This window comes from Acidobacteriota bacterium (genome assembly GCA_035529075.1).
Classification (GTDB): domain Bacteria; phylum Zixibacteria; class MSB-5A5; order GN15; family FEB-12; genus DATKXK01.
Genome location: DATKXK010000004.1, coordinates 23794 through 48535, shown reverse-complemented (window position 1 = coordinate 48535; position 24742 = coordinate 23794). Strand labels below are relative to the sequence as shown.

Annotated in this window: 20 protein-coding genes; 5 read left to right on the top strand and 15 right to left on the bottom strand. The window is 54.1% G+C overall.

What is annotated here, in order from left to right:
* Positions 1 to 502: 502 nt before the first annotated feature.
* Positions 503 to 1882 (bottom strand): right-handed parallel beta-helix repeat-containing protein, encoded by a 1380-nt coding sequence (locus tag VMY05_00865; protein ID HUV29628.1) that lies wholly within the window; start codon positions 1880 to 1882, stop codon positions 503 to 505.
* Positions 1883 to 2435: 553 nt separating this feature from the next.
* Here VMY05_00865 and VMY05_00860 point away from each other — a divergent pair.
* Positions 2436 to 4952 (top strand): CRTAC1 family protein, encoded by a 2517-nt coding sequence (locus tag VMY05_00860; GenBank protein HUV29627.1) that lies wholly within the window; start codon positions 2436 to 2438, stop codon positions 4950 to 4952.
* A 194-nt stretch (positions 4953 to 5146) separates the two neighbouring features.
* Here the strand turns inward: VMY05_00860 and VMY05_00855 are convergent, their stop codons facing one another.
* The 6 genes from VMY05_00855 to VMY05_00830 form a co-directional block, all read right to left on the bottom strand.
* On the bottom strand, positions 5147 to 6895 hold the full coding sequence (locus VMY05_00855) for a T9SS type A sorting domain-containing protein (GenBank protein ID HUV29626.1): 1749 nt from the start codon (positions 6893 to 6895) through the stop codon (positions 5147 to 5149).
* A 346-nt stretch (positions 6896 to 7241) separates the two neighbouring features.
* Complete coding sequence (locus tag VMY05_00850; protein HUV29625.1) at positions 7242 to 7850, bottom strand: L-2-amino-thiazoline-4-carboxylic acid hydrolase; 609 nt, start codon at positions 7848 to 7850, stop codon at positions 7242 to 7244.
* Positions 7851 to 7926: 76 nt separating this feature from the next.
* Positions 7927 to 8370, bottom strand: coding sequence for a MarR family transcriptional regulator (locus VMY05_00845; GenBank protein HUV29624.1), 444 nt, complete (start codon positions 8368 to 8370; stop codon positions 7927 to 7929).
* Positions 8367 to 8840 (bottom strand): pyridoxamine 5'-phosphate oxidase family protein, encoded by a 474-nt coding sequence (locus VMY05_00840; protein HUV29623.1) that lies wholly within the window; start codon positions 8838 to 8840, stop codon positions 8367 to 8369. The genes VMY05_00845 and VMY05_00840 overlap by 4 nt, the downstream gene beginning before the upstream one ends.
* Before the next feature lie 597 nt (positions 8841 to 9437).
* The gene (locus VMY05_00835; protein HUV29622.1) at positions 9438 to 10430 is read right to left on the bottom strand and encodes a hypothetical protein; all 993 of its coding nucleotides are present in this window, start codon (positions 10428 to 10430) and stop codon (positions 9438 to 9440) included.
* A 201-nt stretch (positions 10431 to 10631) separates the two neighbouring features.
* The gene (locus VMY05_00830) at positions 10632 to 10889 is read right to left on the bottom strand and encodes a hypothetical protein (protein HUV29621.1); all 258 of its coding nucleotides are present in this window, start codon (positions 10887 to 10889) and stop codon (positions 10632 to 10634) included.
* Between the two features lie 650 nt (positions 10890 to 11539).
* Between VMY05_00830 and VMY05_00825 the strand changes: the two genes are divergently transcribed.
* Positions 11540 to 14032: an FG-GAP-like repeat-containing protein gene (locus VMY05_00825; GenBank protein ID HUV29620.1), complete on the top strand. Its 2493-nt coding sequence runs from the start codon at positions 11540 to 11542 to the stop codon at positions 14030 to 14032.
* 108 nt (positions 14033 to 14140) lie between these two features.
* Positions 14141 to 14467, top strand: coding sequence for an MGMT family protein (locus VMY05_00820; GenBank protein ID HUV29619.1), 327 nt, complete (start codon positions 14141 to 14143; stop codon positions 14465 to 14467).
* Here VMY05_00820 and VMY05_00815 read toward each other — a convergent pair.
* Genes VMY05_00815 through VMY05_00805 form a run of 3 tightly spaced genes read right to left on the bottom strand, consistent with a single transcriptional unit; the run spans position 14464 to position 15851 of the window.
* Positions 14464 to 14862: a DUF3795 domain-containing protein gene (locus tag VMY05_00815; GenBank protein HUV29618.1), complete on the bottom strand. Its 399-nt coding sequence runs from the start codon at positions 14860 to 14862 to the stop codon at positions 14464 to 14466. The two genes, VMY05_00820 and VMY05_00815, sit on opposite strands and share 4 nt — an antisense overlap.
* A gap of 52 nt (positions 14863 to 14914) precedes the next feature.
* Positions 14915 to 15244 carry a transcriptional regulator gene (locus tag VMY05_00810; protein HUV29617.1) on the bottom strand — a complete coding sequence of 110 codons (330 nt, stop codon included), beginning with the start codon at positions 15242 to 15244 and terminating at the stop codon, positions 14915 to 14917.
* Positions 15231 to 15851 carry a hypothetical protein gene (locus VMY05_00805; protein ID HUV29616.1) on the bottom strand — a complete coding sequence of 207 codons (621 nt, stop codon included), beginning with the start codon at positions 15849 to 15851 and terminating at the stop codon, positions 15231 to 15233. Before VMY05_00805 ends, VMY05_00810 begins: the two co-directional genes overlap by 14 nt.
* Positions 15852 to 16310: 459 nt before the next feature.
* Between VMY05_00805 and VMY05_00800 the strand changes: the two genes are divergently transcribed.
* Positions 16311 to 16505, top strand: coding sequence for a hypothetical protein (locus VMY05_00800; protein ID HUV29615.1), 195 nt, complete (start codon positions 16311 to 16313; stop codon positions 16503 to 16505).
* A 99-nt stretch (positions 16506 to 16604) separates the two neighbouring features.
* On the opposite strand, the gene VMY05_00795 is transcribed toward VMY05_00800, so the two are convergent.
* Complete coding sequence (locus VMY05_00795; GenBank protein ID HUV29614.1) at positions 16605 to 19349, bottom strand: prenyltransferase/squalene oxidase repeat-containing protein; 2745 nt, start codon at positions 19347 to 19349, stop codon at positions 16605 to 16607.
* Positions 19350 to 20254: 905 nt separating this feature from the next.
* Between VMY05_00795 and VMY05_00790 the strand changes: the two genes are divergently transcribed.
* Positions 20255 to 20860: an SCO family protein gene (locus tag VMY05_00790; protein ID HUV29613.1), complete on the top strand. Its 606-nt coding sequence runs from the start codon at positions 20255 to 20257 to the stop codon at positions 20858 to 20860.
* 219 nt (positions 20861 to 21079) lie between these two features.
* Here VMY05_00790 and VMY05_00785 read toward each other — a convergent pair whose 3' ends face one another.
* The 4 genes from VMY05_00785 to VMY05_00770 form a co-directional block, all read right to left on the bottom strand.
* Positions 21080 to 21301 (bottom strand): DUF378 domain-containing protein, encoded by a 222-nt coding sequence (locus tag VMY05_00785; protein HUV29612.1) that lies wholly within the window; start codon positions 21299 to 21301, stop codon positions 21080 to 21082.
* 483 nt (positions 21302 to 21784) lie between these two features.
* On the bottom strand, positions 21785 to 22759 hold the full coding sequence (locus tag VMY05_00780; GenBank protein HUV29611.1) for a DUF523 and DUF1722 domain-containing protein: 975 nt from the start codon (positions 22757 to 22759) through the stop codon (positions 21785 to 21787).
* Positions 22760 to 22767: 8 nt separating this feature from the next.
* A complete protein-coding gene (locus tag VMY05_00775) occupies positions 22768 to 23277 on the bottom strand; it encodes an SRPBCC family protein (protein HUV29610.1) in 510 nt (169 codons plus the stop codon).
* A gap of 4 nt (positions 23278 to 23281) precedes the next feature.
* Entirely contained in the window at positions 23282 to 24646 is a 1365-nt protein-coding gene (locus VMY05_00770) for a deoxyribodipyrimidine photo-lyase (GenBank protein ID HUV29609.1), read from the bottom strand.
* Positions 24647 to 24742 lie beyond the last annotated feature (96 nt).

Here is a 24742-nt window from a genome sequence, read left to right as displayed (position 1 = left end):
CTAATGACGGGCGGGGTCGTTCTTTAGACAAGAATTTCTCAAGACTGTTTGGAGAATTTCGACTCCCTGGCACGGTGGTCCGATCCATGTTTCGCGGTTCTCATACAACCCTGTAAACCTTCTCCTGACAGAGTTCGCCAAGATCACGGTCAGCAATACGAAGCGCCGGGTACGTGGTTTCATGTAGTTTACGGCACCACTGCCGGTTAGTATCTGGCAGTTTCCGCTGTTCGGACGAGCTCGCAGGCTCATGCCCCGAAGGTCAGGGGTTTACTTCGCTGCGCTCAGCATCTGCGATCCTTCTCTGCGCTCAGGACCTGCGGCAAATCCGCCCCCCGCTGCCGAGTTCAAGCTCCTGAAGTTCAAAAGCTTCGGGAGTTTGTTTTTGGGTGGAATTTGCTTTGAAAACGGGATGTTCTAACAACAGATTATATTTGTCTTTTCAAGTAAACAAGAGAAGGACGGACCCACCGTCCATCATCTCAGTCTCCTCGACACCTTCTTATTTCAAAAGCAACATTTTCTTTGTTTCGACAAAATCCCCAGCCCGGAAACGGTATAGGTAAACATCGGCAGCAACCTGCTGGCCATTCTCGTCTTCGCCATTCCAACTCACCCTATATGATCCTGCCGGCTTCACTTCATCTACCAACAATCTAACCCTTTGACCCAGGACATTGAAAATAGAGATCCTGACATGCGATAGGGTTTGAACCGAGTATTCGATCAGAGTTGTGGGATTGAATGGATTGGGGTGGTTTTGATTCAATTCAAAGGTATATGGTAGCGGACCCTCTTCTTCTTCAACATCTACCAGACCACACTCAGCTTCCAGGGCGCCGATAAGCACTCCGCAATTGTTGTTAGTCGGTGCGCACGGCGATGAACCTGAAACTCCAAGATTCCCCAAAGCCGTATCACAAAACTCCGGATTGGCGACAATGTTGCCGTATGCATCGCCATCGTAGTAGTCCAAACCGGCCCAGTCGAGTGTACTATTCCCGTACGAATTATTGCAGAGAAACTCGTATTCCGAATAGCCGAAAGCGTTTTCAAAACCATTCCTGAGATTATAGGCCGCCAGGCAGTTGGAAACGGTAGATGTTCCTACTAAGTCTTCCGGGCTTTTCTTGGGAGGCGTCCACTCGAAATACATCCCGTCACGATTGTTGTAAAAAGTGCTGTTTTCAACGTGGAATTCCATCGGATACATAACAGTAAGACCAGCATTGCCGTTATTGACTATGACGCACCCGGATATTTCTAGAGAATGTGCTCCCCATCCCCAATCTGCGGCAAAGATACCGATATAACCATTCCCATCAATAACCGAACCGGCGATCTTGGCTGATGCACCCTCCACTTGAATACCGAATACACCGTTGTCTTTAAACATGCAGTTCATTATGCGAAGCGGCATGGTATCACAGTCTTGAATTAGCAGACCGGATTGAGAATTCCCGGTTATAATACAGTTTTGCAGCGCCATACCGGCACTATCAAGAAAAACAGCGGCTCCTCCCGTGTAGGTGCCATCATCCCAATATGCCCCCGTGATTGTAAAACCGTCGATGATAGCTGTTGTGTCTTCTCCATTATGAATATCAAACGCTCGGTGCTGATCCAGTTCACTGCCCTGGCAGTCGATAGTCGTAAAGTCTGGTCCTTCTTCGGACATGAGCAGGATGCTCTTGCCTCCAAAGTCGATATCGCGGTTGCCATCGCCGGTGTAAATCCCGGCTGCCACCAAAACGGTATCGCCCTCGGTAGCGCCATTTATTCCGGCCTGGATGGCTGAAGAATCAGCCGGCACATGGATTGTTGTTGCATGGATCGGGATAGCCGGAAATATAATGATGAGTGCGAAAACGAATCTCATCATGGTCCCTCCCGTATCATGGTTTTCTTATCTCAATATAGACAATCAAGTGATTCTGTCAATGGCATCACGTCCTCCCCGTCAGAAGGTCTGCCGCCTCACCTGGTAGAACTATTGACTTTCCGAACCGTTACTTCACACACTCTTACATATACCCCTTTCTAACGTTTTTCTAACATAATTAGCCAAAACAGGAGATAATAAGGGAAAAACACCAGACACTGTGTTTCCCGTAAGTAATTGCTATTACTACAGGTTAGTGTCTGGTGCTTTCTGTTGGTCGGACGATAGAACAGGCTCATGCCCCGAAGCACCTGCGAGGTGGTTGTCAGGGGTTTCCTTCGCTGCACTCAGCATCTGCGATCCTTCTCTGCGCTCAGGACCTGCGGCAGATCCTCCCCCCGCTATCAAGATCTTAGGGCCATCTAATAAACTGGCCTTTTTGTGTCCGTGACACCCGCCGTAAGCGGATGGGCCACCCCGTCAAAAAACCTGAAGAAAAAACTTTATGAGGCGCCCCTTCGTAACGTCATAGTACAAAAGTCATCGAATGCTGATGCGCGAGAAAGAAGGGACCGTAATCATGAGACTTGGATGGTTTCTGCCGATCCTGGCACTAGCGGTGTGCGGAAATCTGCAGGCTGCGACAATTCACGAAGCGATCGGCCAGGCAGACAGCGCGGCAGTGACCCCGGTGCTCAATGCCAAGCTGACAGCAGACCCTTTCACCAGAGTCACCGAAGGACCGCATGTAAATACCAACGCTTCTACCTGGGGCGTATGCTGGGTCGATTATGATCAGGACAATTATCTCGATCTTCTGAATATCGATTACTGGGCAGTTTCGGAAGATCCGCCCCCGGCCTATCACAATCTCTATCATAATAACGGTGATGGTTCTTTTACCGTTGTCGACAAACTGGAAGTTGTTGGAACTGCCCTGGAGTGTTATGCCGCCAGTTGGGCAGATTACAATAGTGACGGCGGTCTGGATTTGCTGTTAGCGAATTTCAAGGCTGATCCGAACTTCCTATACATCAACGATGGCTCCGGCAACTTCGTCATAGACACCGAGAACGTTATAAGCGGTGAGAACGCCGGCTCGACCTCACCGAACTGGGTTGATATTGACCTCGACGGAGATCTGGATTTGTTTATCGGTAATTCGACCGACGACAATGTTCAGGGGTACGATCCCTTTCCCAACTACCTGTATATCAATAACAATGGCGTCTTCACTAAAGTTGACTCTGGAGAAATCGTGACCGATGCAAAGCATACTTACAGCGCTACCTGGTGTGATTATGACAATGACCGTGATCCGGATTTATTCACTTCGAGCATTCAGCGGGAAGGCAACGATTTGTATCGTAACGATGGAAATGGTAATTTTACTTTGATGGCCGAGAGTGTTTTGGGCAGCGACTCGGGTTATTGCTTCTGTAGCAGTTGGGGAGACTACGACAATGACGGTGATCAGGATCTATTTGTGGCGAATAGAGACGGCGAGCCATTCTTGTATCGCAACAACGGCGACGGTACTTTTACAAGCGTAGTAGGACATGGCCTGCAATCGAGTGATGGTTTTGCGTATCAGGGCATCTGGGGTGATTATGATAATGATGGTGACCTGGATATTTTCATCACGCGAATGAATTGGGATTATCCCGTACTTTCGGAAGGGAATCTCTTTGAGAATCTTAGCGATCATACCTTCAATAAGATAACCGAGGGAATCATTGCGGCCGATACTCATATTGTAGTGTCCGCAGTTTGGGGTGATTATGATCGAGACGGCGACGTTGATCTTTATACTTGCCGGTATGATCCCAGTTGGAACAATAACAGCGTATATGCGGTAAACAGACTATACCGCAACAACGGTAATCTCAACCGCTGGATTACAATTAAACCCTATGGTACTATTTCAAATCGCTCAGCCATTGGTGCGAAAGTCCGTCTAAAAGCGAATATCGGCGGAAGTTCAGTCTGGCAAATGCGAGAAATTGTCAGCCAAACAGGAACTAACGCGCAACCTCCGCTCGAGGCGCATTTCGGTCTTGGTGACGCGACCGCCGTCGACTCGATCCTGGTGGAGTGGCCAAGCGGCCTGACCGATGTGCTGGTGAATGTTGATGTGAATCAATTCCTGGTCGTCACGGAGGGTCTTACGCTTGACCAGGATGGAGATGGTGTTCCAGAGGGCGTCGATAACTGCCCGCTCGACTACAATCCCGACCAGAGCGATACCGACGGGGATGACATTGGCGACGCCTGTTGTTGTGTCGGCATCCGGGGGAACATTGATGGTGACCCCGAAGGAATCGTCGATATTGGCGATCTGACGGCTTTGATCAGCTATCTCTTCATCCCGCCAAACGAAGCTCCAGGATGCAAGAAAGAGGCGAACATTGATGGCGACGAGGAAGGCATTGTCGATATTGGCGATCTGACGGCCCTGATCGGCTACCTGTTCATACCGCCTAATCCGTTGCCGGCGGCGTGTCCAACTCCGCTCGGCTCAGTTCTTGAGATACCGTTCGGCGCACCGGTTGTAATGGACGGCACTCTCGACCCCGGCGAATGGAGTGACGCCGTCCTGAGGCAGTTTACTGTCGACAACTGGGTGGATGTCACGGTCATGATCAAGCATGATGGCACTAATCTGCTTGCGGCTTACCACTATGTCTTTCGGCAGGAAGAGAACTTGTGTTTGCCCGAAATGCTGATCGATGTGGGGAATGACAAGACAGAGCATTGGATGAGTGACGATTGGTGGTTCCATGTGTCGGCGTCAGATTGCGAAGCGCACGGTACTTACGACCTCTATAACGACTGCAGCGTTGTTCAGCCCGACTGGGAGGGAATACCGAATTTCCCAATGGTCCCGGACCCGCCGCCACTCGATACCTTTGAGATCCGGATACCGCTGACGAAGATCGGGGTCGCGGTGGGAGACGCGATCGGTCTGGCATTCCGAGCCGAGTGGGTCCCGACAATCTATGGTTACTGGCCTGCGGACGCGGCGGTTGAGTCACCCGCTACCTGGGGAACGGCGATACTGAAACCGTAGACGTCAATAGGGACCAGCTGTAAGATTGCCTTTAACATTCTTGAAACGGGAAACGTCCAATAGTCACAATGTGGCCCACTGCCGGTTAGTGTAAGGTCCCTCCCCAGGGGCGACAGTTGAGTAACTGTCGAACAAATCCGGAATAGCATCGCTGACACATAGTGGAACAGCATCCGGCTGGGTCACAACCCGGACTACTTCAGTAGCAGCATTTTTTTCGTCTCGACATAATCGTCGGACCGGAAGCGATAGAAATAAATGCCGCTTGACACCGTGCTGCCGTGGCAATCAGCACCGTTCCAATAGACGGAATGGCTACCGGCCGTCAGTTCCCGGCTAACCAGAGTATTGATCTGTTGGCCAAGCAGGTTGTAAATCGAAATAGCCACGTTGGACCGGCGGGGCAAATAGAACTCTATCCAGGTTCCCGGGTTGAACGGATTCGGGTAGTTCTGGGACAAATAGTATTGATCAGGTACTGAATTCCCATACTCCCCGCGAACATTTGTATTGTCAGCGGGAACTTTGGCCCATGAAAAATCGAGCAGATTGGAAGTATATTGAAAGGCCGAAGTAATCTCCAATTCCTCCCCTATAACACGTATTGTATCAGTCAACTCTGACACAACCAAGCACATCCCGTGCATCTCAGTGGCGCTTAGAAAGCCGGTGGGTAATGGCTGACGATAAATCGTTTTGATCTCCCAGTCTCCATCCCTAAAAACTCCATACCTTATATTGCCCACATTAAGGCGCTGATAGCCCCAGTGCGACGACGCGATATCCGAGAAGACTAAATGAGGTGTGTTTTCATCGTCGAAAACCAGATGAGATAAGGCACCTGTAAAGTTCCTTCCATCAGTCCCGTAATACCCATCATCGTGTTCCGCGATTACCTCGCACTGCCAGTTGTTGCTACCCAGCCTCTTGAGCAAGAGAAGCTTACAATACACAGCAGAATACGTATGAACGCGATTAACATACATGCAAGAGATATGCGGTACACCATCATTATCCAGGCATAAAGAAGGAAACCATCCGGCATCATCTCTGGGTCCGTAATCATTATTCAAGGCCACCTCTATGTCCCAGGTTCCCGATTTGTTCGTTGCATAAAGCAACCGGGAAGGATCGTCGCTTGCATTTATCTGCTGCGAAAAAGTCACGTGTACGTAGCCGTCGTTATCGACTTTTATATCCTGACGACCGGAGGATTTGATATAGTGATCATAGGTATAGGCCATATCATAATTATGAATGAGCTGCCTTTGCCAGGTACCGTTTGAATTTGTCATATGGTACAAATATGAATTTATCCAAGCATTCCAATAATCATCCGAATCAATATCGGAACGTGTTTTCAAAATCAACAGGTGAAATGAATGATCGGGGCCTGTGTCTGCAGAAAGTTCGTATATGAACCTTCCTCCCAGATTGTTGAAATGCGTAATTGTCTCGCTTTGCCACTTATCAAAATCGTTCTTATAATGATGATCAATGACTTGATCAAGATCATCCGACCGGGCGACAAAAATATGGGGGGAGAACAAGGAATCATACAGCAGGACGGATTTCTCCAGGCGTTGGCCGGTCGTTACTGAGTCTACATCTCCGGAACCGTCAAGATTGATCGTCTTGTAAATCAAAGTCCCTTCATCAGAACTGCCTTCGAACTGCTGAAAGTAAGTGATACCAATGACCCGGTCGCCGTTCGTTTGCACCCAGTTTCTACTGTGACTTTCGTTTAGACCATAAAAGATCTCGTAGTCTATCGGTGAATCATTAGCGAGACTTTCGTTGTTACAACCAGGCCTCTGGCCACTCGAAGCGGTATTTTCAGCGTCGTTTAATGTCTCACAATTACCCGTAAGTGATACGTCCCCTGCAACCAACTGGCTTTGAACAATAAACAGGCAGGCAGTTATGGAATTGATGCTCTTCACGGCCTCTCTCCCAGGTAGCAAGGCTTATGTATCATTACTTATGTTTACTAATATCAGTGACGAGACAACACCGTTTCTTGTTCATATGCACAGTAGCTCTTTTCTAACAGTTTTCTAACAAAACGAGCAGGAACAACAGATAATAAGAAAAAACACCAGGCACCTGGTCTGTCGTAACTTATTACCATTATGGCAGGTTAGTGTCTGGTGCTTTCTGTTGGTCGGACTATTGAACAGGCTCATAAGCCGACACTCGACGGCCTGAATTAGATAATCCGTGATCTGTATTCCAGGCAAATCACTATCGCATCGGCCGCTAATCAATATGGTCTCCTTCGATTGAAACTCAGCCCTCAAAGATCCAGCGATGGTTGCAGTAGCCGTCTCCGTTCATCAGTGTCTTGGTGTGTTTCATACTCAATTTCGGATGAACCGAGCGAGCGTAGGCAAAATCCGAGTAGCAGACTGAAGCATAACCAATATCGGCAGCATTGTGTTTTTGGAAAATCTTACACCACAGGCACTCAGAGACCCTCATTTCGTAGACAGTATCCGTTTGCTCAATGACTTCCCAGGTCATCATGTTTGCGTACATATCATTACCACCCTGAATCCATCTCCTAAGGGAAAAATCAGGATCGCCAACTTTTGCAGGTGGAAGACTATCGTCAACGGCCCGTTTGATCATCTGGACCAGCTCATCCCGGCCAAGATACTTGGCAAACTGTTCCATGTATTCAATGTAGTATCCAAACCGCCACTCGAACGCCTCCTCGTGGGTTTTGCACCAGTTCTTCTGAAACTTGTGTACCATGGGTTCCTCCTGGTCAGCACTCGCGCTGCCACAGATGCCAGCCAAATTCCCAACACCCAGGCATGAGAGACCGCATGCAGGCATGACTGTAGTGATGAATTTCCGGCGATTCACTCTTGGGATAGATTCTTGTTTACCCATGAACAATTCCTTTCTGTATCTACATTTGGTAAGACATCAGGCACATTGTTGTTCGCGCAGCAGTAAGAGCATCATTTCAATGCAGGTCAGAGGCCGTGAGATTGGCTAGTATTTTTTGCAGGTATCCTTCAAATTGACCAATCTCGTGTTTCGAAAAACCACTATAGAATAGCTTAGTCATTTTCTTTGATACCGCCTTATATGTTTCCTCGGCCGCCCTGTCTTTCCTCGTGCGCCTGATTAACAGTTTTCGCCGATCATCCTGCGAAGGAACGCGTTTTAGATGACCTGCTTTCTCCAGACGGTCGAGCATGCTTGTTAAAGTTGATTTGCCAAGTGATGTCTCTCTGGCAAGGTCGCTAATTGAAAGACCATCTTTCCGCCACACCACAAACATTATTCGGCCCTGAGCTGGATTGATAAGATTGATTTGATAGTCTTTGAGTTTCCTTGTGAGTATCCTGTGTGACAGTCGATGTATCTTGCCTATCAGAAATCCGCCTTCAGGTTGCCTCTTCATATTCTTCCAGCCAATTCGAATCTGAAGGTTGCAGACTCCCACCAACCTTGTGCAAATGCGGGTCTGATACGAATGATCGAATAGTCGAGATCGTTCTTGCCATCAGGGAAACATGTTCCCCAATCATCCTGCCATAGCCTATGCTTCATTTTCGAATCTGAGACAATTTCTGCTTGACCTGCCAACATTAAACCCTGGTGCTTTTCAGGGTCGCAATAGTAAATACTGACTGCATTATCAGCTGCGATTTGTTTGATCTTGTTGGAGGAAGTTCTAGTCGAAATGTACACTTGAAAGTCATTGCCATGTCGGTTGAATATTTCGACCAAGTCGGGGTAATTCTTGCTATTTCTCAGATTCATAACGCCTCTTATGTAAGGGAAACCGTCTTCTCCGATAGTTGACAAGTACATAATATCAGTTGCTTCCATTAACTTAAGGCAATCCTGTTTTGCATCACTACCGCTCATTTCTCTTCGCCTTTCCAGTTAGGTGGTTCTATATAGCATAGTACTATATCGTACTATATTTGTCAAGCAGAATAAGGTCCTTTTGGGATTGCGTGAATCAAGGCACGGTGCGCTAAAATGATTAGTAGTCGTTGATTCCTAGCAATGTCCTGATGACGGCGAAGATCTCGGTGCCCACATTAGCTACTCCGAGCAACCTGACAGGACATACCTCAACAAAGTATCAAGTAACTTTGACATACACCTCTTTCTAACATTTTTCTAACATAATTAGCCAAAACAACAGATAATAAGAGAAAACACCAGACAAAAGGCTCAAGTTAAGTTGTTGCTATTATTGCCTCTTAGTGTCTGGTGTTTTCTGTTGTTCGGACAACTGAGCAAGCTCATAACCCGAAGCACCTGCGAGGTGGTTGTCGGAGGTTTACTTCGCTGCGCTCAGCATCTGCGATCCTTCGGCCCGCTCAGGACCTGCGGCAAATCCGCCCCCCGGTGCCAAATTGGGAAACCGGCGAAAGCCGGTTTTTATGAGAGAAACCCACCGCAAGCGGATGGGCCACCCCGTCGCTGAAGGGTTCTGTTCTGCACCGCGCCGGCTCAGTCTTTTTCGCAGTGTTCCTTTATCCACGTAATCCTGTCAGGCGGTCCTTGCAGTTGCTCTTCCCAGTTGGGCGGCGGCTCATCAAAGAAGTGTTCGTAACGAATTGTGGCCGCGTCCGTGATGTCATGAAAATCGCGCTTGGCACCGAACATTTCCCTGAAAAAGATCGGGTAATTATACCGCTGGGAAAGCTCCACCATCTCGCCCCGCTTGAGATTATTCAGAACGGCTCCGGTCAGGGCCACCTGGAAAGTAAAAACCCGTTTCATGCCGTCCTGCACGCTCTCAGCCTTCAGGACCGAGTCCCGGCAGAGGCGTTTGTATATCTCCGCCCATTTCCTGAAAATACTCCGCTCCGGGCGGATCGCCATGCAGCCTGCATTGACATAGGGGCGTATCGTGTCGCCGTCGGCTTGTGTAACCATCGGAAAGACCGCCGCTTCATCGATACCCATAAGATCGTATGCCGTTTTCCAGTAGGTATCGAGCGGTTCCGAATACAATGGGCTGATGTTCTTATGCATCACGGGGCGGTATCCCAAAACCACTGAGTCAGCCAGGATGAACTCGTGCGGTTCCTGCAGCACGATAGTGTCGCTGCCCATAAACACCACGATAACCGCCGCTCCGTCTGCTGCCGCTTCCGCGGAAGCCGCAGAGAACACCATTCCCGAGAGAAAGAACCAGGACGTCTCTTCGGGAATGACGACGCGCCTGATTTCCACTTTCAGCCCTTCGAGCTGCCGCAACGCCGCAGATTCACCCTCCAGGAGTTCCGGAGAAGCGTACACCCATATCGGCGCATCCTTATACCGACCGGCGAAGGTTCGGATACTTTCGGCCAGATTACAGGCACGCTCAAGCTGTGTTTCGTTGCCAGCATAGCTGACAAAAACCACCTCGGTCGGCTGCGCTGCAACCGTGGCTTCACCCTGGCCCCAGGCGGCCTGAGCGACAAGCAGAACCAGCGTTATTGCCACAGCTCTCATGTTCACTCTCCCCTTTCGCATCCGTTCTTTCCGCGGGAATCCCACCATGAATGGTGGGCCACCTTTTATGGTGAGTAACCCCGAGTATCTGTTTATTCCTCCCGCTACTGCGGAATCGGCGACCATTGAGGCCGCCAGTCATGCATCGAGTCATTCGACAAATTCGTCTGGTTGGTTAAAGCGACATCCAGACCGGAAATGTCAACCCCAGTAGCGGTCGAGCTTCCCGAAGCACCCGTTCACGCCGCACGTGCCGTAAATGTGCTTCCCCGAAGAACTCGACGAGTATACGTTGCCGCACTTCTGGCACCTCAGGTCCAGCCGGGCTGACGAGGCCGCGGCTTGCATGGTAGCAAGAACCACCAATTTCCCCGTGCAATTGTCCACCCCGCATGTGCCCCCGACGCTGCGCGACTGGTTCGAGTAGACGTTGCCGCAATGATTACATTTCAGCCACATAAATGCTGCCTCCTTATGGATTGATCAAGCAAACAGGTAACGTTGAAACAGTTTCGAGTTTCTTTGATAACGCGCCGATCCTCCCTGACCGGACCTGTTGTCCCACTTATTTCGGGTAACGCCGGGTTGTCTCCGGCCGTTGCCGGGATCTCAATGACGGCGGATTGATCCGACCGGCCGCTTCACATGTCTGCTCATCAGTGGCATTTCCCATCAGTGCCGGTCGCCTGTAAAGCTAATGATCGCCGGCTGACCTGGCAACTGAAAAACGGGATCCACTGCCACTGCCGCAGCAGAGCCTTTCCCCTCGTGATTTAGAATGAGCGAGAATACCATGCTCCCGGCCCTTCTTCGTCTGACCCCGGTCGTTGCAGCGGCGGACTGCCCTTTTCGACCTTAATGCAATGCCCGGCATCGGGATGGGTCTCTCGGAGTCCGAAATATCGTTGACTTTTTGGTCCACAGTGCGTATATTGATATATCAAATATAGCCCGTCATCGATCTGATATCGCCCCGTGTCCAGACACCGGAATTGATGAGTTCACGCGCGGGGCTGGAGAATACCTGTCGCAGGGGCAGGTGTGTTTCGCAAACGGTGGCCAAATATCTGAGCGGAATTGCAGAAAACAAAACACCAGGGGAGGCAAACATGAAAAGCGTACTCAAATCAGGCTGTATCCTGGCGCTGTGGCTGATGGCGGCAATGACACTGGCCATGCCTGATGCCCTGGCCGACGAACCACTATTCGCCGCAAGGATCGATTATGGTGTGGGAGAATATCCGACCTCAGTCTTCTCGATTGATCTTGATGGTGATGGCGACAATGACCTGGCGGTAGCTAACAATGAGTCCGACAATGTTTCCATTCTGATGAACAACGGTGACGGGACGTTTGAGGCCGCGGTCGACTATGGTGCCGGAGATGAACCATACTCTGTCTTTTCGATCGATCTTGACGGTGATGGTGACAATGACCTGGCGGTAGCTAACGCGTACTCTGACAATATCTCCGTTCTAAAGAATAACGGTGACGGGACATTTCAGGCCGCGGTCAACTATGGCGCGGGAGATGGTCCGCGCTCAATCTTCTCGATTGATCTTGACAAAGATGGTGACAATGACCTGGCGGTAGCCAACTATTACTCTTACAATGTTTCCATTCTGAAGAACAACGGTGACGGGACGTTTGAGGCCGCGGCCGACTATGGCGTGGGAAGTGGCCCGTCCTCTGTCTTCTCGATTAATCTTGATGGTGATGATGACAATGACCTGGCGGCAGCGAACGCGGGCTCTGACAATGTTTCCATTCTGAAGAATAACGGTGACGGGACGTTTGAGGCCGCGGTCGACTATTTGGTGGGAACTAATCCATACTCTGTCTTCTCGATTGATCTTGATGGTGATGATGACAATGACCTGGCGGCAGCGAACTATGGCTCTGACAATGTTAGCATTCTGAAGAATAACGGTGACGGGACGTTTGAGGCCGCGGTCAACTATGGCACAGGAAATGGCGCAGGAAATGGTCCGCGCTCAATCTTCTCGATTGATCTTGACGGTGATGATGACAATGACCTGGCGGTAGCTAATGCGTATTCTGACAATGTTTCCATTCTGATGAACAACGGTGACGGGACGTTCCAGGCCGCGTTCGACTATGGCGCAGGAGATGGTCCGTACTCTGTCTTCTCGATTGATCTTGATGGTGATGATGACAATGACCTGGCGATAGCCAATGGCAATTCTGACAATGTTTCTGTCCTGGTAAATAACGGTGACGGGACGTTTGAGGCCGCGGTCAACTATGGCACAGGAAATGGCGCAGGAAATGGTCCGCGCTCAATCTTCTCGATTGATCTTGACAAAGATGGTGACAATGATCTGGCGGTAGCTAACTATTACTCTTTCAATGTTTCCATTCTGAAGAACAACGGTGACGGGACGTTCCAGGCCGCGGTCGGCTATGGCGCAGGAGATGGTCCGTACTCTGTCTTCTCGATTGATCTTGATGGTGATGATGACAATGACCTGGCGGCAGCGAACGCGGGCTCTGACAATGTTTCCATTCTGATGAACAACGGTGACGGGACGTTTGAGGCCGCGGTCAACTATGGCGTGGGAGATGGTCCGGGGTCTGTCTTCTCGATTGATCTTGATGGTGATGATGACAATGACCTGGCGGTAGCTAATGCGTATTCTGACAATGTTTCCATTCTGAAGAATAACGGTGACGGGACGTTTGAGGCCGCGGTTGAGTATGGCGTGGGAAGTGTGCCGGAGTCTGTCTTCTCGATTGATCTTGACAAAGATGATGACAATGACCTGGCGGTTGCTAATCATTACTCCAACAGTGTTTCCATTCTGAAGAATAACGGTGACGGGACGTTTGCTGCCGCTGTCAACTATGGCGTGGGAGATGGTCCGGGGTCTGTCTTCTCGATTGATCTTGACGCTGATGGTAACAATGACCTGGCGGTAGCTAACATTGAGTCTGACAATGTTTCCATTCTGAAGAATAACGGTGACGGGACATTTCAGGCCGCGGTCGACTATGGCGTGGGAAGTTATCCGGGGTCTGTCTTCGCGATTGATCTTGATGGTGATGATGACAATGACCTGGCGGTAGCTAATTCGTTCTATGGCAATGTCTCCGTTCTGAAGAACAACGGTGACGGGACCTTTGCAACCGCGGTCAACTATGGCGTGGGAAGTGGCCCGTCCTCTGTCTTCGCGATTAATCTTGACGGGGATGGTGACAATGACCTGGCGGTAGCTAATTATTACTCCAACAATGTTTCCATTCTATTTAATCTCAGTGACGTTTACGTGGACGTTGAGGATTATGGGCCGTTGGAACTGCCGCACGGCTTTGAATTGGGCCGGAATTACCCGAACCCGTTCAATCCGTCAACCGCGATCAAGTACGTTCTTCCGCAGCGGAGCCATGTGAGAATCGAGATATTCAACGTGCTCGGTCAGCGGGTGCGGACGCTGGTCGACGGGGAGCAGTCGGCCGGGTCACATGTCATAACCTGGGACGGGAGGTCGTCGACCGGGGGACCGGTCTCCACCGGTGTGTACCTTTACCGTTTGCAGGCCGGAGAGCACGTGCAGACAGAAAAGATGCTGCTGTTGAAGTAGGCTGCTGTAAGTCGCAAACTTAACAGGGCAGGCTGGCCCATCAACCGTTGAATACCCGCGTGGCGTGACGTATCTTGGGGGACAGCGACAAGACCGGCCCTGTAGAGTATGCAAAAGAAACCAGAAAGCTCTTTCCACGAGCGCGTCAAGGCCGCCATAAAGTCAATACCCCGTGGCAGGGTAGCCTCGTACGGACAGATTGCCACCCTTGCTGGAAATCCTCGCGGCGCGCGACAGGTGGTCAGGGTGCTTCACAGTTCGTCGAGCAAGGACAAGCTCCCGTGGCACCGGGTCATCAATCGCTTGGGAAAAATATCTCTAAAGCCGTCACGGGGATATGAGTTGCAAAAGGCGCTGCTTCAGGACGAGGGGATCACCTTCAGCCTCGACGATACCATTGATCTGAACCGCTACCTCTGGTCTCCGGATGGTTAACCTTTCCCCAGTTCCCGGCGAATTTCCAGAAGGAGAGGCTCGCTGACGAACATCCTAATGCAGAGATTGTAGTCTTCCTCGGGAATCTCTCCAAAGCGCTCCTTGAGCCGCTCCTGACTGAGTATGAGCCCCTTGACCTTGTCACACGGGAACTCATCGCAGTGGGCGCAATTGGGAATGCCCTTCTCGATGACGCACGGCCTGACGTCACAACTTTTGTCGGCAAGTCTCCCGTCGCTGAGACATCCGTCGCACCGGACGTTCTCCACGGTGTACATCTGGTGACCGAAGTATTTCCTCCATCCGTCCACCAGCTTTTGCCTGACGGCCGGATCGTCAGAGCGAGCGGCGCACAGGTCACACCTGTATCCGCAGCGGCCAATCATCTCCTGCATCGTGTTGTCCTCCCTTTCCCAAAGTCCGTGCGGCCGCCGGCGCCTTGACCGATCAGCCGGGCAACTCGTCGAGAATCCGTTTCATGTTTCGCCGGTACGTTTCGAACGCATCTCGTCCGACGGCCGTGAGACGAAGCAACGTTCGCGGTATCTTGTCCACGAACTCCTTGCTTATCTGAACATAGCCCGCGCTTTCCAGCCTGCTCAGGTGCGACGACAGGTTTCCCCGGGTAAGGCCCGTCTGGCGCTCCAGGAAAAGGAAATCCGCACTCTCAACGACGTACAGGCAGGCCAGTATGGCTAATCGTGCCGGCTCGTGGATTATCCGATTGATGTCTGCCACGGACCCCGGTCCCCGGTGGCTTTCGTCACGGTCGCTCACCGGCGAACTCCTCCCCCTTGGGCTTCGGGTACTTGCGCAGGAATTGAACCATCATGATCAAACCCGTGAGCAGAATCACGGCCCCGATTGCCGTGAAGTAGAACTTGGGGTGCACGTCAAGCACGTGCCCTCCTGCAAAGCCCACCAGGATTATCACCGCGTAGACGACATAGCGACGAATCCCCCACAGCAGACCGACAGCGCCCACGAGACCAGCCAGTACGATGCCCATGGGCATCAGACCGGCAGCCCGGGCCCATCTGTGAACACCTGAACTTGTGCCCCAGGCCAAGGCGAGAGCGCCCCCGAGCAGCACCGCAACCCACAGCAGGACCATTAGCACCGTCCGGTTACGCCCCTCCAGCGCCTCCCGCTCGGGCGAGAATCGCACGTAGCCCAACCTCGGTTGAGTAAACCGCTTTTTCGCACCAATCGCCACGGCCCAGAGAACTACCACTACAGCCCCGACCAGGTAGTACAGGTCCAGGAACATCAGCACGCCAAACGAAAGTATCCCGAGACCGAAGAGCGTGTCCCAGATGCCATCCTGAAGGTACGACAAGTAGGCTTTACGCTCGAGCTTCTTCAAATCAGCCGCTGATTCCATCGAATATTTCCTCTTTACTAAATTTGTCTGACATATCGGTCTGTCGCACAAACTAATTTACGATAATAATGTCCCAAAGTTTCAGGATGCAAAGGCTTTTTATGAAAAAACCGTTAACCCGCTACCCCTGAACACAATAGCTGTTGTCGAAACAGCCTCGGCAGGGGGCTCGCTGCTGATCGGCTGGCGGCTGCCGCGCGGGGCACATGCCCAGCCGGAAGGCCCGACAATTATTTCCCCGGCTTTTCGCTCTGCGCAGGTTATATTGGCTCGTGATATTCGTGATAGATCATTGGCAGACCCAAGGACGACCGGACTATGCTTATAATTACTGACACGGCCGGCAAGGCCCTCCTGAAGGTGCTTAACTCGGACGAGGCCTCAGGGCGAAAGCTTGTCGTCCATTATCGGGGGCATGGCTGAAACGGGCCGGTTCTCGGTCTGGCTCTGGAGGAGTCAGTGGACGGTCTGGCGGCGCTCGAATCGAACGGCGTTACGGCCTATGTCGATCCCTTCCTCAGGGACTTCGCCACCGACAACGAAGGCCTGCATATCGATTACGTGACGGGCGACTCGGGTCGGCCCGGCTACCTCATCACTATCGGTGGGCCATCGGCCGCAAACTGCTCCCCGGGCGACTGTTGCCCCGGTTAGACAATCCCCGCATAAAGCGGAAAGCCGGTCGGGTTGACCGGCCTTCTCGCAAGACAAACTAATTTCAAATCCCGCTCGCCGCCATGGCGGCTACTCTGCTCATAGGCAGGGTGCCGGATCAGGATTAGGCGAGATGAACAGGTAGGCAATCAGCGCTGTCAGGTCACCGATGTCAATAATGCCTTCCAGATCACCGTCAACATTGGCCTCCTCCGGGCAACACAGCGTCGGAATGGGCGGGATGAAGAGGTAACGGATCAGCGCTGTCAGGTCCCCGATATCCACGACCTCAGCCGGATCGCAGTCTATGTTACCCGTCAGGCCGATACAGCAACTCGGCGTCAGATAATCCTTCTCCAGGGTCAGGAGAGCCCACGTCGTGGTCAGTATGTTATCGCCCCACAGATCCGGACGCCAGGATCCGTCAGGCAACTGGTTAGCCAGGATAAAGCCGGAGATGTCCTCGAACCAGTCGATCCCGTCGATGGCGTCAAGGTGCTGGGCTTTCAGGCCCTTCATAATGCACCACATGGCCATGTAGTTGTTTATCCATCCCGGATCGTTGTTCGGATCATACCAGTGGCGTACCATGTACGCCACGGCTCTCTCCTGCTCGAGGCTGCCCAGATCGCCTGCGAATGCCATTTCCGCCAGCAGGTTACCGGTCTTGAGCGTGTTGACCCAGACACAGGGGGCCGTGTAACCCGAACCCCCGTCATCCGGACCCATAAACACTGTGCATTGGATGTAAGCAATCCAGATATCCAGCTCGGTCTTTACAAAGTCCGGGACAACAAGACCGGCACCCGTCAGGAACGATTCCGCATAGGCGAGACCGCTGACTACAAAGCCGCTGTTGGAGTTGGTGCTCATGCCGACGTGATTCTCGTAGTACCCCCAGCCTCCGCGTTCGAACCCGCCGTCGTTCTGACCGAACGCAAGATACTCCACCACGTCCTGAGCAACCTGAACGTGCGTCAAGCCGTGAACCGGGCTGACCGGCACGTTTATGACCTGCTCCGGTTCGCCGCTGGCTGCTATCGCCATCAACGCTATACCCGTCTCGTAGTTGCGGCGCGTCATGACGCCGCAGGAACCGGTGATGAAGAAGACACCGACTCCGTCACCGTCGTAATCAGGGTTGCCGGCTGGCTGGGGACCGATGGGAATCTTGCAGGCTTCGGAGAAGAGGTAGTCCAGACCGCCAGAAACCTGCAGGTAATATTCGTAGCCGGGGTCCAGCGGCGGAATTTCCTGTTCAAGTGCATAGTGCTCGAACTTCAGGACCGCCAGGCCGGTCCGGCCCACTTTGTCCGTGATTCCCCAGGATCCGTCCGCATTCTGCTGACCCGCCAGCCATACCAGACCCTTCTCAATGGCATCCGGGCTGGGTGGCGCGCAGGGATCCGGAAAGCACGACTCGTCTTCGCACCTGAGAAACCTGCTGCTCTGGCCGATTACCGTCTCAGCTGTAGGACCGTAGCAATCATGATCGATCTGCACCAGACCCGGCGAAGTTGCGAGGCCGTATGGCGGGTGAACCTTCGCCGACCAGCGACCGTCTGCCGTATTGTAGACCTCGGCGCCGATACCTTCCAACCCGAAATCGAGAACCCTCTCGCCAGGTCCCGAGAGATTCGTGAAAACAAATCTCGGCAGGATCGGCAGGCTGGCATCAAAACTCCCGCCCAGGCAGCATTCGCGGCTCAGGTCCATTATCCCGGCCGTCTGTGCATTTTGGGAGAGGCAGACGCGAACATTCCACGCTTCCGTAACCACGCCGCCGTCGTACGTAACCGTGATAGGCTCGACGCTGACGAGCGACAGTGCCACGATTTCAATGCCCACCTGGTCTGAACTGCCATCGGAGGGCAGCGAGGCTGCCGACTTGCGCTCCACAATCCCGTCGACATCCGGCAAGGCCCCAAGGGGGTCGGTTGGCAGCGGGTCGCCGCCCCACACAACGGCACCGTCAAACGGGTCAGAACCCGGGCCGAAAAAGTCCGCCGGGACGGGGTAACTCGCAAATACGTTCGGGGGAATCATGCTGCCGTCGCGTGAGGTCTCCCAGAGATCCACGCCGGGCACCAGCACGATGGCGCAGGTGTCGCAATCGCTCAGATCAGAGTTGGTTCCCTCTGACCAGAGCTTCACATTGCCTGGAAAACCGTACAGGCTGATAAGATCGTCCCAGCTCCCCGCGGAGTTGAAGTAGTTGGCGCAGACGCGGCTGCCCGGCGGCGAGACAGCGCCGTCATCAGTTAAAATGTCCAGGAGGTCTAGGCCGGTGAGGTCGGGGCAGTAGATGCTGGCGAAATACGGGCGGCTCACACAGCAATCCGAGATCGGCACACCCACATCCCAAAGCCCCGGCTCAGGCAGAGTTACGGTGAATTGCGAGCCAAGACATTGAACCACACCCGGTTTGGGGCATTCGGGATCTGTCAGGTCAGCGGTGTAGATGATCGGCTGCATCGTCAGTACAAGCGCGCCAGGGGCTGCACTCCGCACGAGCCAGTGAACGGCTTCAACCTCAAACGGGTATGTGTTCACGCAACCCGTTTCATCCGGGTCCTGGTACACCGCATAATACTCGTTGCCGTAGAACCAGCCCGAAATGGCGTAGGCAGCCGGGCCATGCCACTCACCGTCACAGTTGGCCGCCGGCGCCCGCAATTGCTGATCGACACCCGCCGGGTACACCTCAGCAATCTTTGCTCCGGCCGGAAGCGCAAGGGACTGTACCTCACGGTCCTGTGTGCCGGGATTCACATCGACGGCCTGCATCACGGCCGCCGCCACAAGCACCAGCGACAGCGCTACCACAAGTACCACTCGTTTCATGGAGTAGACCTCCCTAAGCTTGAGATTCTGCGCCACCGGCTCAAAATGGCCGGGTTCGGCGCGTCATATCGTCAGATTTCTGAATGCTGATTCCCGAAGTCCGTCAAGGTGCGTCGACTGCGGCCTGCCGTGCCGCTCGAATAAAACATGCAAGGACCCTGAGTGCGCCGCTTGATAGCAACCGGACAGTACGATGAGAACCTTGCGTGTAAACTGAACTGCTGAAACGTCTAGGGCGCAAGTGCGACATACTAATATACACAGCAGGTAAGAAAACGCAAGCTGCAAAAGCCCACCGGCCGGACCGTAATTGGCCACGATTCCCGCCAGGCGGCCAACACCGCCTGTCGGCGACCGTACCACCTGACAGCCTGTCACCGGCGATACACCGGCCGCCGGTGGACTCAAAAGGTCGATCCGTATTTTGAAGTTGCGCGTGTTTACGTCTCACGCAATTTTGAACGGGCGGAAGCATTATCCCCGGAGAAACACAGACCGATCGCACGAGACGAGCCGGAAGTGAAGTTGATCTCAGGTTTCGTTGAACTCACTAAGCCGACCATAATGGTCCTTGTTCTCACGTCCGGGGCGGCCGGACTTGTCATGGAAGGCAGTCTGATCGGTCGGCCGGGGCCGTGTGGCTTATTCCTCCTGGGCCTCTTTCTGGCCGGCGGCTCGGCCAACGCTCTCAACCAGTATCTTGAGCGCAGGATAGATGCGTTGATGAGCCGCACTTGCGCCCGGAGGCCGTTGCCGCGCGGCAGACTGACCGGAACCCAGGCCTGCTTTTCTTCGCCGTCGGTCTCCCGGCGGTCGCGCTGGTGCTTCACTTGTGGATGGCGAGCCTTCTGGCCGGACTCGTCCTGATCTCGTTCGTGACCCTCAGATACGCAGCGGAGGGATAGATGCTACAACGCAGGACTTACCCAAAGATGCTCATCCTGGTCGTGGTGGCGACGATCCTCCTGGCCGCACTGGCCGCCCTTGTTGTGGATGGGGCCAACAGGTCACGCTCCCGGATCCCCGTGTTGGGCCGGGTGCCGCAGTTCGAGTTTACGGCCCACGACGGGCTGCCGTTCGGCCGCGAGCAGATGATGGGCAGACTGAGCGTCGTCGATTTCATCTTCACCAGCTGCCCGGGGGTCTGCCCGATCATGGCCTCGAAAATGTCCGGACTTTACAGGCTGTATGCAGGCTCAAACAAGGTTCAGTTCGTGTCCATCTCCGTCGATCCCGAGCGTGACAGTATCGCGGCGCTCCAGGCCTACGCGCACAACCAGGGAGTGACCGACTGCCGCTGGCTTTTTCTGCGAGCACCTCTGGAGCAGGTCGTGAGCCTCTCCGAGAACGGTTTCATGCTGGCCGCCGATGACCTCCCGGGCGGCCATGCTACCGCCTTTGTCCTGGTAGATCACCTGGCCAGAATCCGAAGCTACCACGACGGCCTGAACGATGCCGATAGCACGGCGCTGAAGGGACACATCCGGCAGCTGGCGCGAGAGCTTCCGTAGGCCGACTACCCCCCGACAACCGATTCGATCCCCTCAGACCTCCGGGCTTCAGCCGTCCGCCCGTCCGATTACCGGGCAAAGAAATAGGGGCCGACAGTTTGTGGCTCTGTCGACCCCGGCGTACCATAGGGGAGTTGAAGGTCCGATCAGGGGCAATCGGGACCCGCTATCGCAATATGCCCCTTCCCGGGCCGGGTAAGGCCGTAGAGGCGGTCGGGATCAGGCCGCGGCCGGTGCCTTTGTCCAGCGCGCCTGAATCGCTTTCCAGAGCAGCAGCTGATACAGAGCGCTGACCCCCACCAGAATGTAGATTATGCGACTGATAATGCTCATCTGGCCGAAGATGGCGGCGACCACGTCGAAATTGAACACCCCGACCAGGAGCCAGTTTAGTCCCCCGATGACCAGGAGAACCTCGGCAATGATGTCCAGTGTCTTCATCTGTACCTCCTCTTGGATCGACAGTACAACGTCGAAACGTCTAAAGGGCTTGAAACAAACAACCAGTAAATGCTCAATATCAATTCTCGTCTTCTCTGCGAAAATCTCCGTTTCCCCACAACCGGCGTGATCCCTGTCCGGACCGGTCGAACCGGCCGATACCGGTTGCGCACGGCCCGCCGGCAGCCAGGCAGAGGGCCTCTGGAAGCTCTGGTCGTCCGTCTTATCTGATGTATTGGCAAGGTGGAAACGGCAAACACGGACGGCTACCGAAGCTCACCGGCCGCCGGTGTCGGAGCCTCGGCATCCATATGCCATGTTCTTCTAGACAAGCGTATAGTAACCGTGTTGGGGACTTCAACAAAAAACTGCGGCCAAAGACTTCAAATCTTGTCCGGTTTCACTTCCACCCGGAGCGCCGGATTCTCCGCGGACGCGTCCGATTTCCGGGACAAGCCGGACCGTCTCCGGGCCACGAGTGAATCAGGCGTGATTGCGCAGCATCAGCTCTTTAGGATGCGGATTGAGATAGACCTGGTCACGGATGTATTCTACACCGTGTTTGATCACGTAGTGCCTGATCAGCGTCACCGGGACTACAAGGGGCACAAGCTCGTTCCGGTAGTCTTCGATGACCAGCAGAATGTCCTTCTTCTCCGGCGCGCCGATGAGGCCTTTGAGGAATCCCAGTATGTGCAGCAGGACGTTTACGTTTTTCCGGGCCGTCGTCTTAACGCTCAGCGCCTCCATCAGGAGGGCCGCGTAGCCGTCCCTTGCCTTCGGCAGCCCCAACTGCTTGACCTGTGCCACCAGTTGACCCATCAGCTTGTAATGGCTGGCGCTGTGAGCCAGCACCAGATACTTGTGCACGGTGTGGAACTGAACCAGCTTGCCGCGGGTCAGGCCGCCCCGGACCAGCGTCTGCCAGCGGTGGTAAGTGAAAACCCGTTCGATGAAGTTCTCCCGGATACGGCCGTCATTGAGCCGTCCCTCCTCTTCGACCGGCAGCAGGGGGTGATGCTCCATGAGAATTCCAGCGTACAGACCCTTGCCTTTTTTCTCGGGCATCCCGGACTCACGATAGACTTTGACCCGGGCCATTCCGCACGTCGGCGAGTCCTTCTTCAGGATGTAGCCGCTGATCCCGAACATATCCGGTCTGCCGACGCGCGTCCTGGAATACTGCACCATCTTCGAGGTCCAGTCGGTCCCGGACTTGCCGCCGACCATCCGTGGCGCCCCGACATCTCCCACCAGCCTGACCGCCTCTCGCGGCACACCCATGCCGATTTCGAGTTCCGGGCAGACCGGCACAAACTGAAAATACTCACCCAGGATATCGGTGATATAGCGGTCCCGTTTGTGACCGGCATCGAACCGCACCTTCTGGCCAAGCAAACAGGTGCTGATACCGACCCTGATGGGTGCATCGAGCGACTTTTTGACCCCTGCTTTCATATGCTGCCTCACCGGCTAATGCCGCCGACGGCCGCACAGTCGGGTGCGGCGGCCTGATCGCTCTGCAGCGCAAAATTGCGAGCAATCACCTTGGCCCGGTAGTCGAAAATCCTCTCAATCCGCCGCCTCACCAGGAGGGCATGCAGCAGTCGCCCGAGGATGCCGAAAGGAAGAACGTACCGAACCTCGTCGACGATGTTGGTGCCCTTCTCCGATTCATCGAACAGGTGGGTGTGATGCCAGAACGTATACGGGCCCTTGATCTGAACGTCCACGAACCGGTACGGCCGCTGGTAGTCCGTTATCATGGCCATCCAGTGAAACCGTACCCCGAAAACGCGCACGGCAAAATCCATCAGTGTCCCGGCCTTCTTCTCGATCGGACGCGGCGACAGGAGGATGAAGTCCATTGACGGGGGTGTGATAAGCGACAGGTCTTCCGGCCGTTCGAACATCCTGAAAACGTCGTCAAGCGACCGTTGCACAAACTGTTCCCGTCTGATGCTATAAATCTTCATGCTCCTACCTCCCAGCGAGTTTAGCGATCTCGGCGATGTAGCCGCGCACGTCGAATTTACGCTTGCAGCCGCCATAACTCATATAACGAATTTTGCCGAAAATATCACGCTCAAACCACGGCCGGTCATGAATTCCCCCGATGCTCCAGCCGATACCGGCGTACCCGCTGGGGTCATGGCCGTCAAGCTCGTACCTGTCGTTCAGGTGAATAGCGATACCGAGAGCCTCCTCGGGCGAGGCTGTCCACTCGAGTATCTTCTTGGCCCAGTACATGCGCATATAGCCGTGCATCTTGCCGGTCAGCACCATTTGCATCTGCGCCGCGTTCCACAGGTCGTCGTGCGTCCGTCCCCGCTCGAACTCCTCCAGCCCGTACAGGTGCGGCCGGGCATCGGAACGGTGCTCATGCAGCGTTTTTCCCGCCCAGTCGGGAAAGCCTTCGAAGGAATCGTAGTGTGGATTGTACAGGCAGAAGTTGTCCGCAAGCTCCCGCCGCACGATAAGCTCCTCGAGAAACGCCTCCTGCGACTTGATGTTACGGTCCTCGCGCTGGACTTCCAGCGCCACCCGCTGGGCCGAAATCTGACCGAAATGAAGGTACGGCGAAAGCTGCGATTGCGACTGCGCAGTCGGATCATTACGGGTATCGTAATAAGTCGCCAGCCGCTTCGACAGAAACGCTCTCAGCCCTTTGCGCGCCTCGACGGCCCCGGGCCTGAGCGAGGGCGGGACGGGGTATTTCGCCGATGAAGGCAACCTTGCGCCCGGTTCAGCTTCATCCCACGACCATGGATGTTTCCGGACACGCGGGAATTCCGTCAGGAACTGCGGCAACAGCCTCGTGATCTTGGGACGCAGCGTATAGGCGGCGTATTCCAGCTTCGGCGAGGCCACCCGGCAGGGGACGATATTATGTGCATCGACTTCGTAAACCGGTATGCCAGCCCGCTTCTCCAACCCTGCGACGGCCGCCCGGTGGCGGCGAAGGGGGCAAAAGTCGGTGACCAGTGCCGCGACGCCGTGACGGCCCGTGAACCGCGCGAGTTGCTCCTCCGGCTGCCCGGAGAAAAACAGAAGCGGTATGTTCAGCCGGGCCAGCTCTCCCTGCAACTGCCGCAGCCCCTCCAGCATGAAACCGTACTGACGCGGTGCGGCGGCGGCCAGTTGCGGGTCCGGGCAGATGGCTACGGCCAGGGGCTGACGAACCTCGAGCGCCAGTTCCTGCGCCAACAGCAGCGCCCAGTTGTCGCGAGCGCGCTGATCGCGATCCATCCAGTAGAGCACCGGCCCGTCGACCGGCCCGCCGGAGCGAATCGTTGTCACGCGCCGAGGGTCGACGACAGGTCGCTTTTTTGAAAGTCCGCTCATTGCTCGATGAACACCTTCTGCATGTCATGACGGTCCGGCCGATCACGCCCGCACTCTCCCGTAAAAGAACGTCATCGCAGACCGCTTGTGCCGGGA

Excerpts from the sequence above, each read along its gene's own strand:
- VMY05_00820 (HUV29619.1), top strand. The coding sequence starts at position 14,141 with ATGCAAAAGAAACCAGAAAGCTCTTTCCACGAGCGCGTCAAGGCCGCC.
- VMY05_00840 (HUV29623.1), bottom strand. The coding sequence starts at position 8,840 with ATGAGCGGTAGTGATGCAAAACAGGATTGCCTTAAGTTAATGGAAGCA.
- VMY05_00835 (HUV29622.1), bottom strand. The coding sequence starts at position 10,430 with ATGAGAGCTGTGGCAATAACGCTGGTTCTGCTTGTCGCTCAGGCCGCC.
- VMY05_00845 (HUV29624.1), bottom strand. The coding sequence starts at position 8,370 with ATGAAGAGGCAACCTGAAGGCGGATTTCTGATAGGCAAGATACATCGA.
- VMY05_00805 (HUV29616.1), bottom strand. The coding sequence starts at position 15,851 with ATGGAATCAGCGGCTGATTTGAAGAAGCTCGAGCGTAAAGCCTACTTG.
- VMY05_00850 (HUV29625.1), bottom strand. The coding sequence starts at position 7,850 with ATGGGTAAACAAGAATCTATCCCAAGAGTGAATCGCCGGAAATTCATC.
- VMY05_00770 (HUV29609.1), bottom strand. The coding sequence starts at position 24,646 with ATGAGCGGACTTTCAAAAAAGCGACCTGTCGTCGACCCTCGGCGCGTG.
- VMY05_00865 (HUV29628.1), bottom strand. The coding sequence starts at position 1,882 with ATGATGAGATTCGTTTTCGCACTCATCATTATATTTCCGGCTATCCCG.
- VMY05_00830 (HUV29621.1), bottom strand. The coding sequence starts at position 10,889 with ATGTGGCTGAAATGTAATCATTGCGGCAACGTCTACTCGAACCAGTCG.
- VMY05_00790 (HUV29613.1), top strand. The coding sequence starts at position 20,255 with ATGCTACAACGCAGGACTTACCCAAAGATGCTCATCCTGGTCGTGGTG.
- VMY05_00780 (HUV29611.1), bottom strand. The coding sequence starts at position 22,759 with ATGAAAGCAGGGGTCAAAAAGTCGCTCGATGCACCCATCAGGGTCGGT.
- VMY05_00795 (HUV29614.1), bottom strand. The coding sequence starts at position 19,349 with ATGAAACGAGTGGTACTTGTGGTAGCGCTGTCGCTGGTGCTTGTGGCG.
- VMY05_00785 (HUV29612.1), bottom strand. The coding sequence starts at position 21,301 with ATGAAGACACTGGACATCATTGCCGAGGTTCTCCTGGTCATCGGGGGA.
- VMY05_00860 (HUV29627.1), top strand. The coding sequence starts at position 2,436 with ATGCGCGAGAAAGAAGGGACCGTAATCATGAGACTTGGATGGTTTCTG.
- VMY05_00825 (HUV29620.1), top strand. The coding sequence starts at position 11,540 with ATGAAAAGCGTACTCAAATCAGGCTGTATCCTGGCGCTGTGGCTGATG.
- VMY05_00815 (HUV29618.1), bottom strand. The coding sequence starts at position 14,862 with ATGCAGGAGATGATTGGCCGCTGCGGATACAGGTGTGACCTGTGCGCC.
- VMY05_00775 (HUV29610.1), bottom strand. The coding sequence starts at position 23,277 with ATGAAGATTTATAGCATCAGACGGGAACAGTTTGTGCAACGGTCGCTT.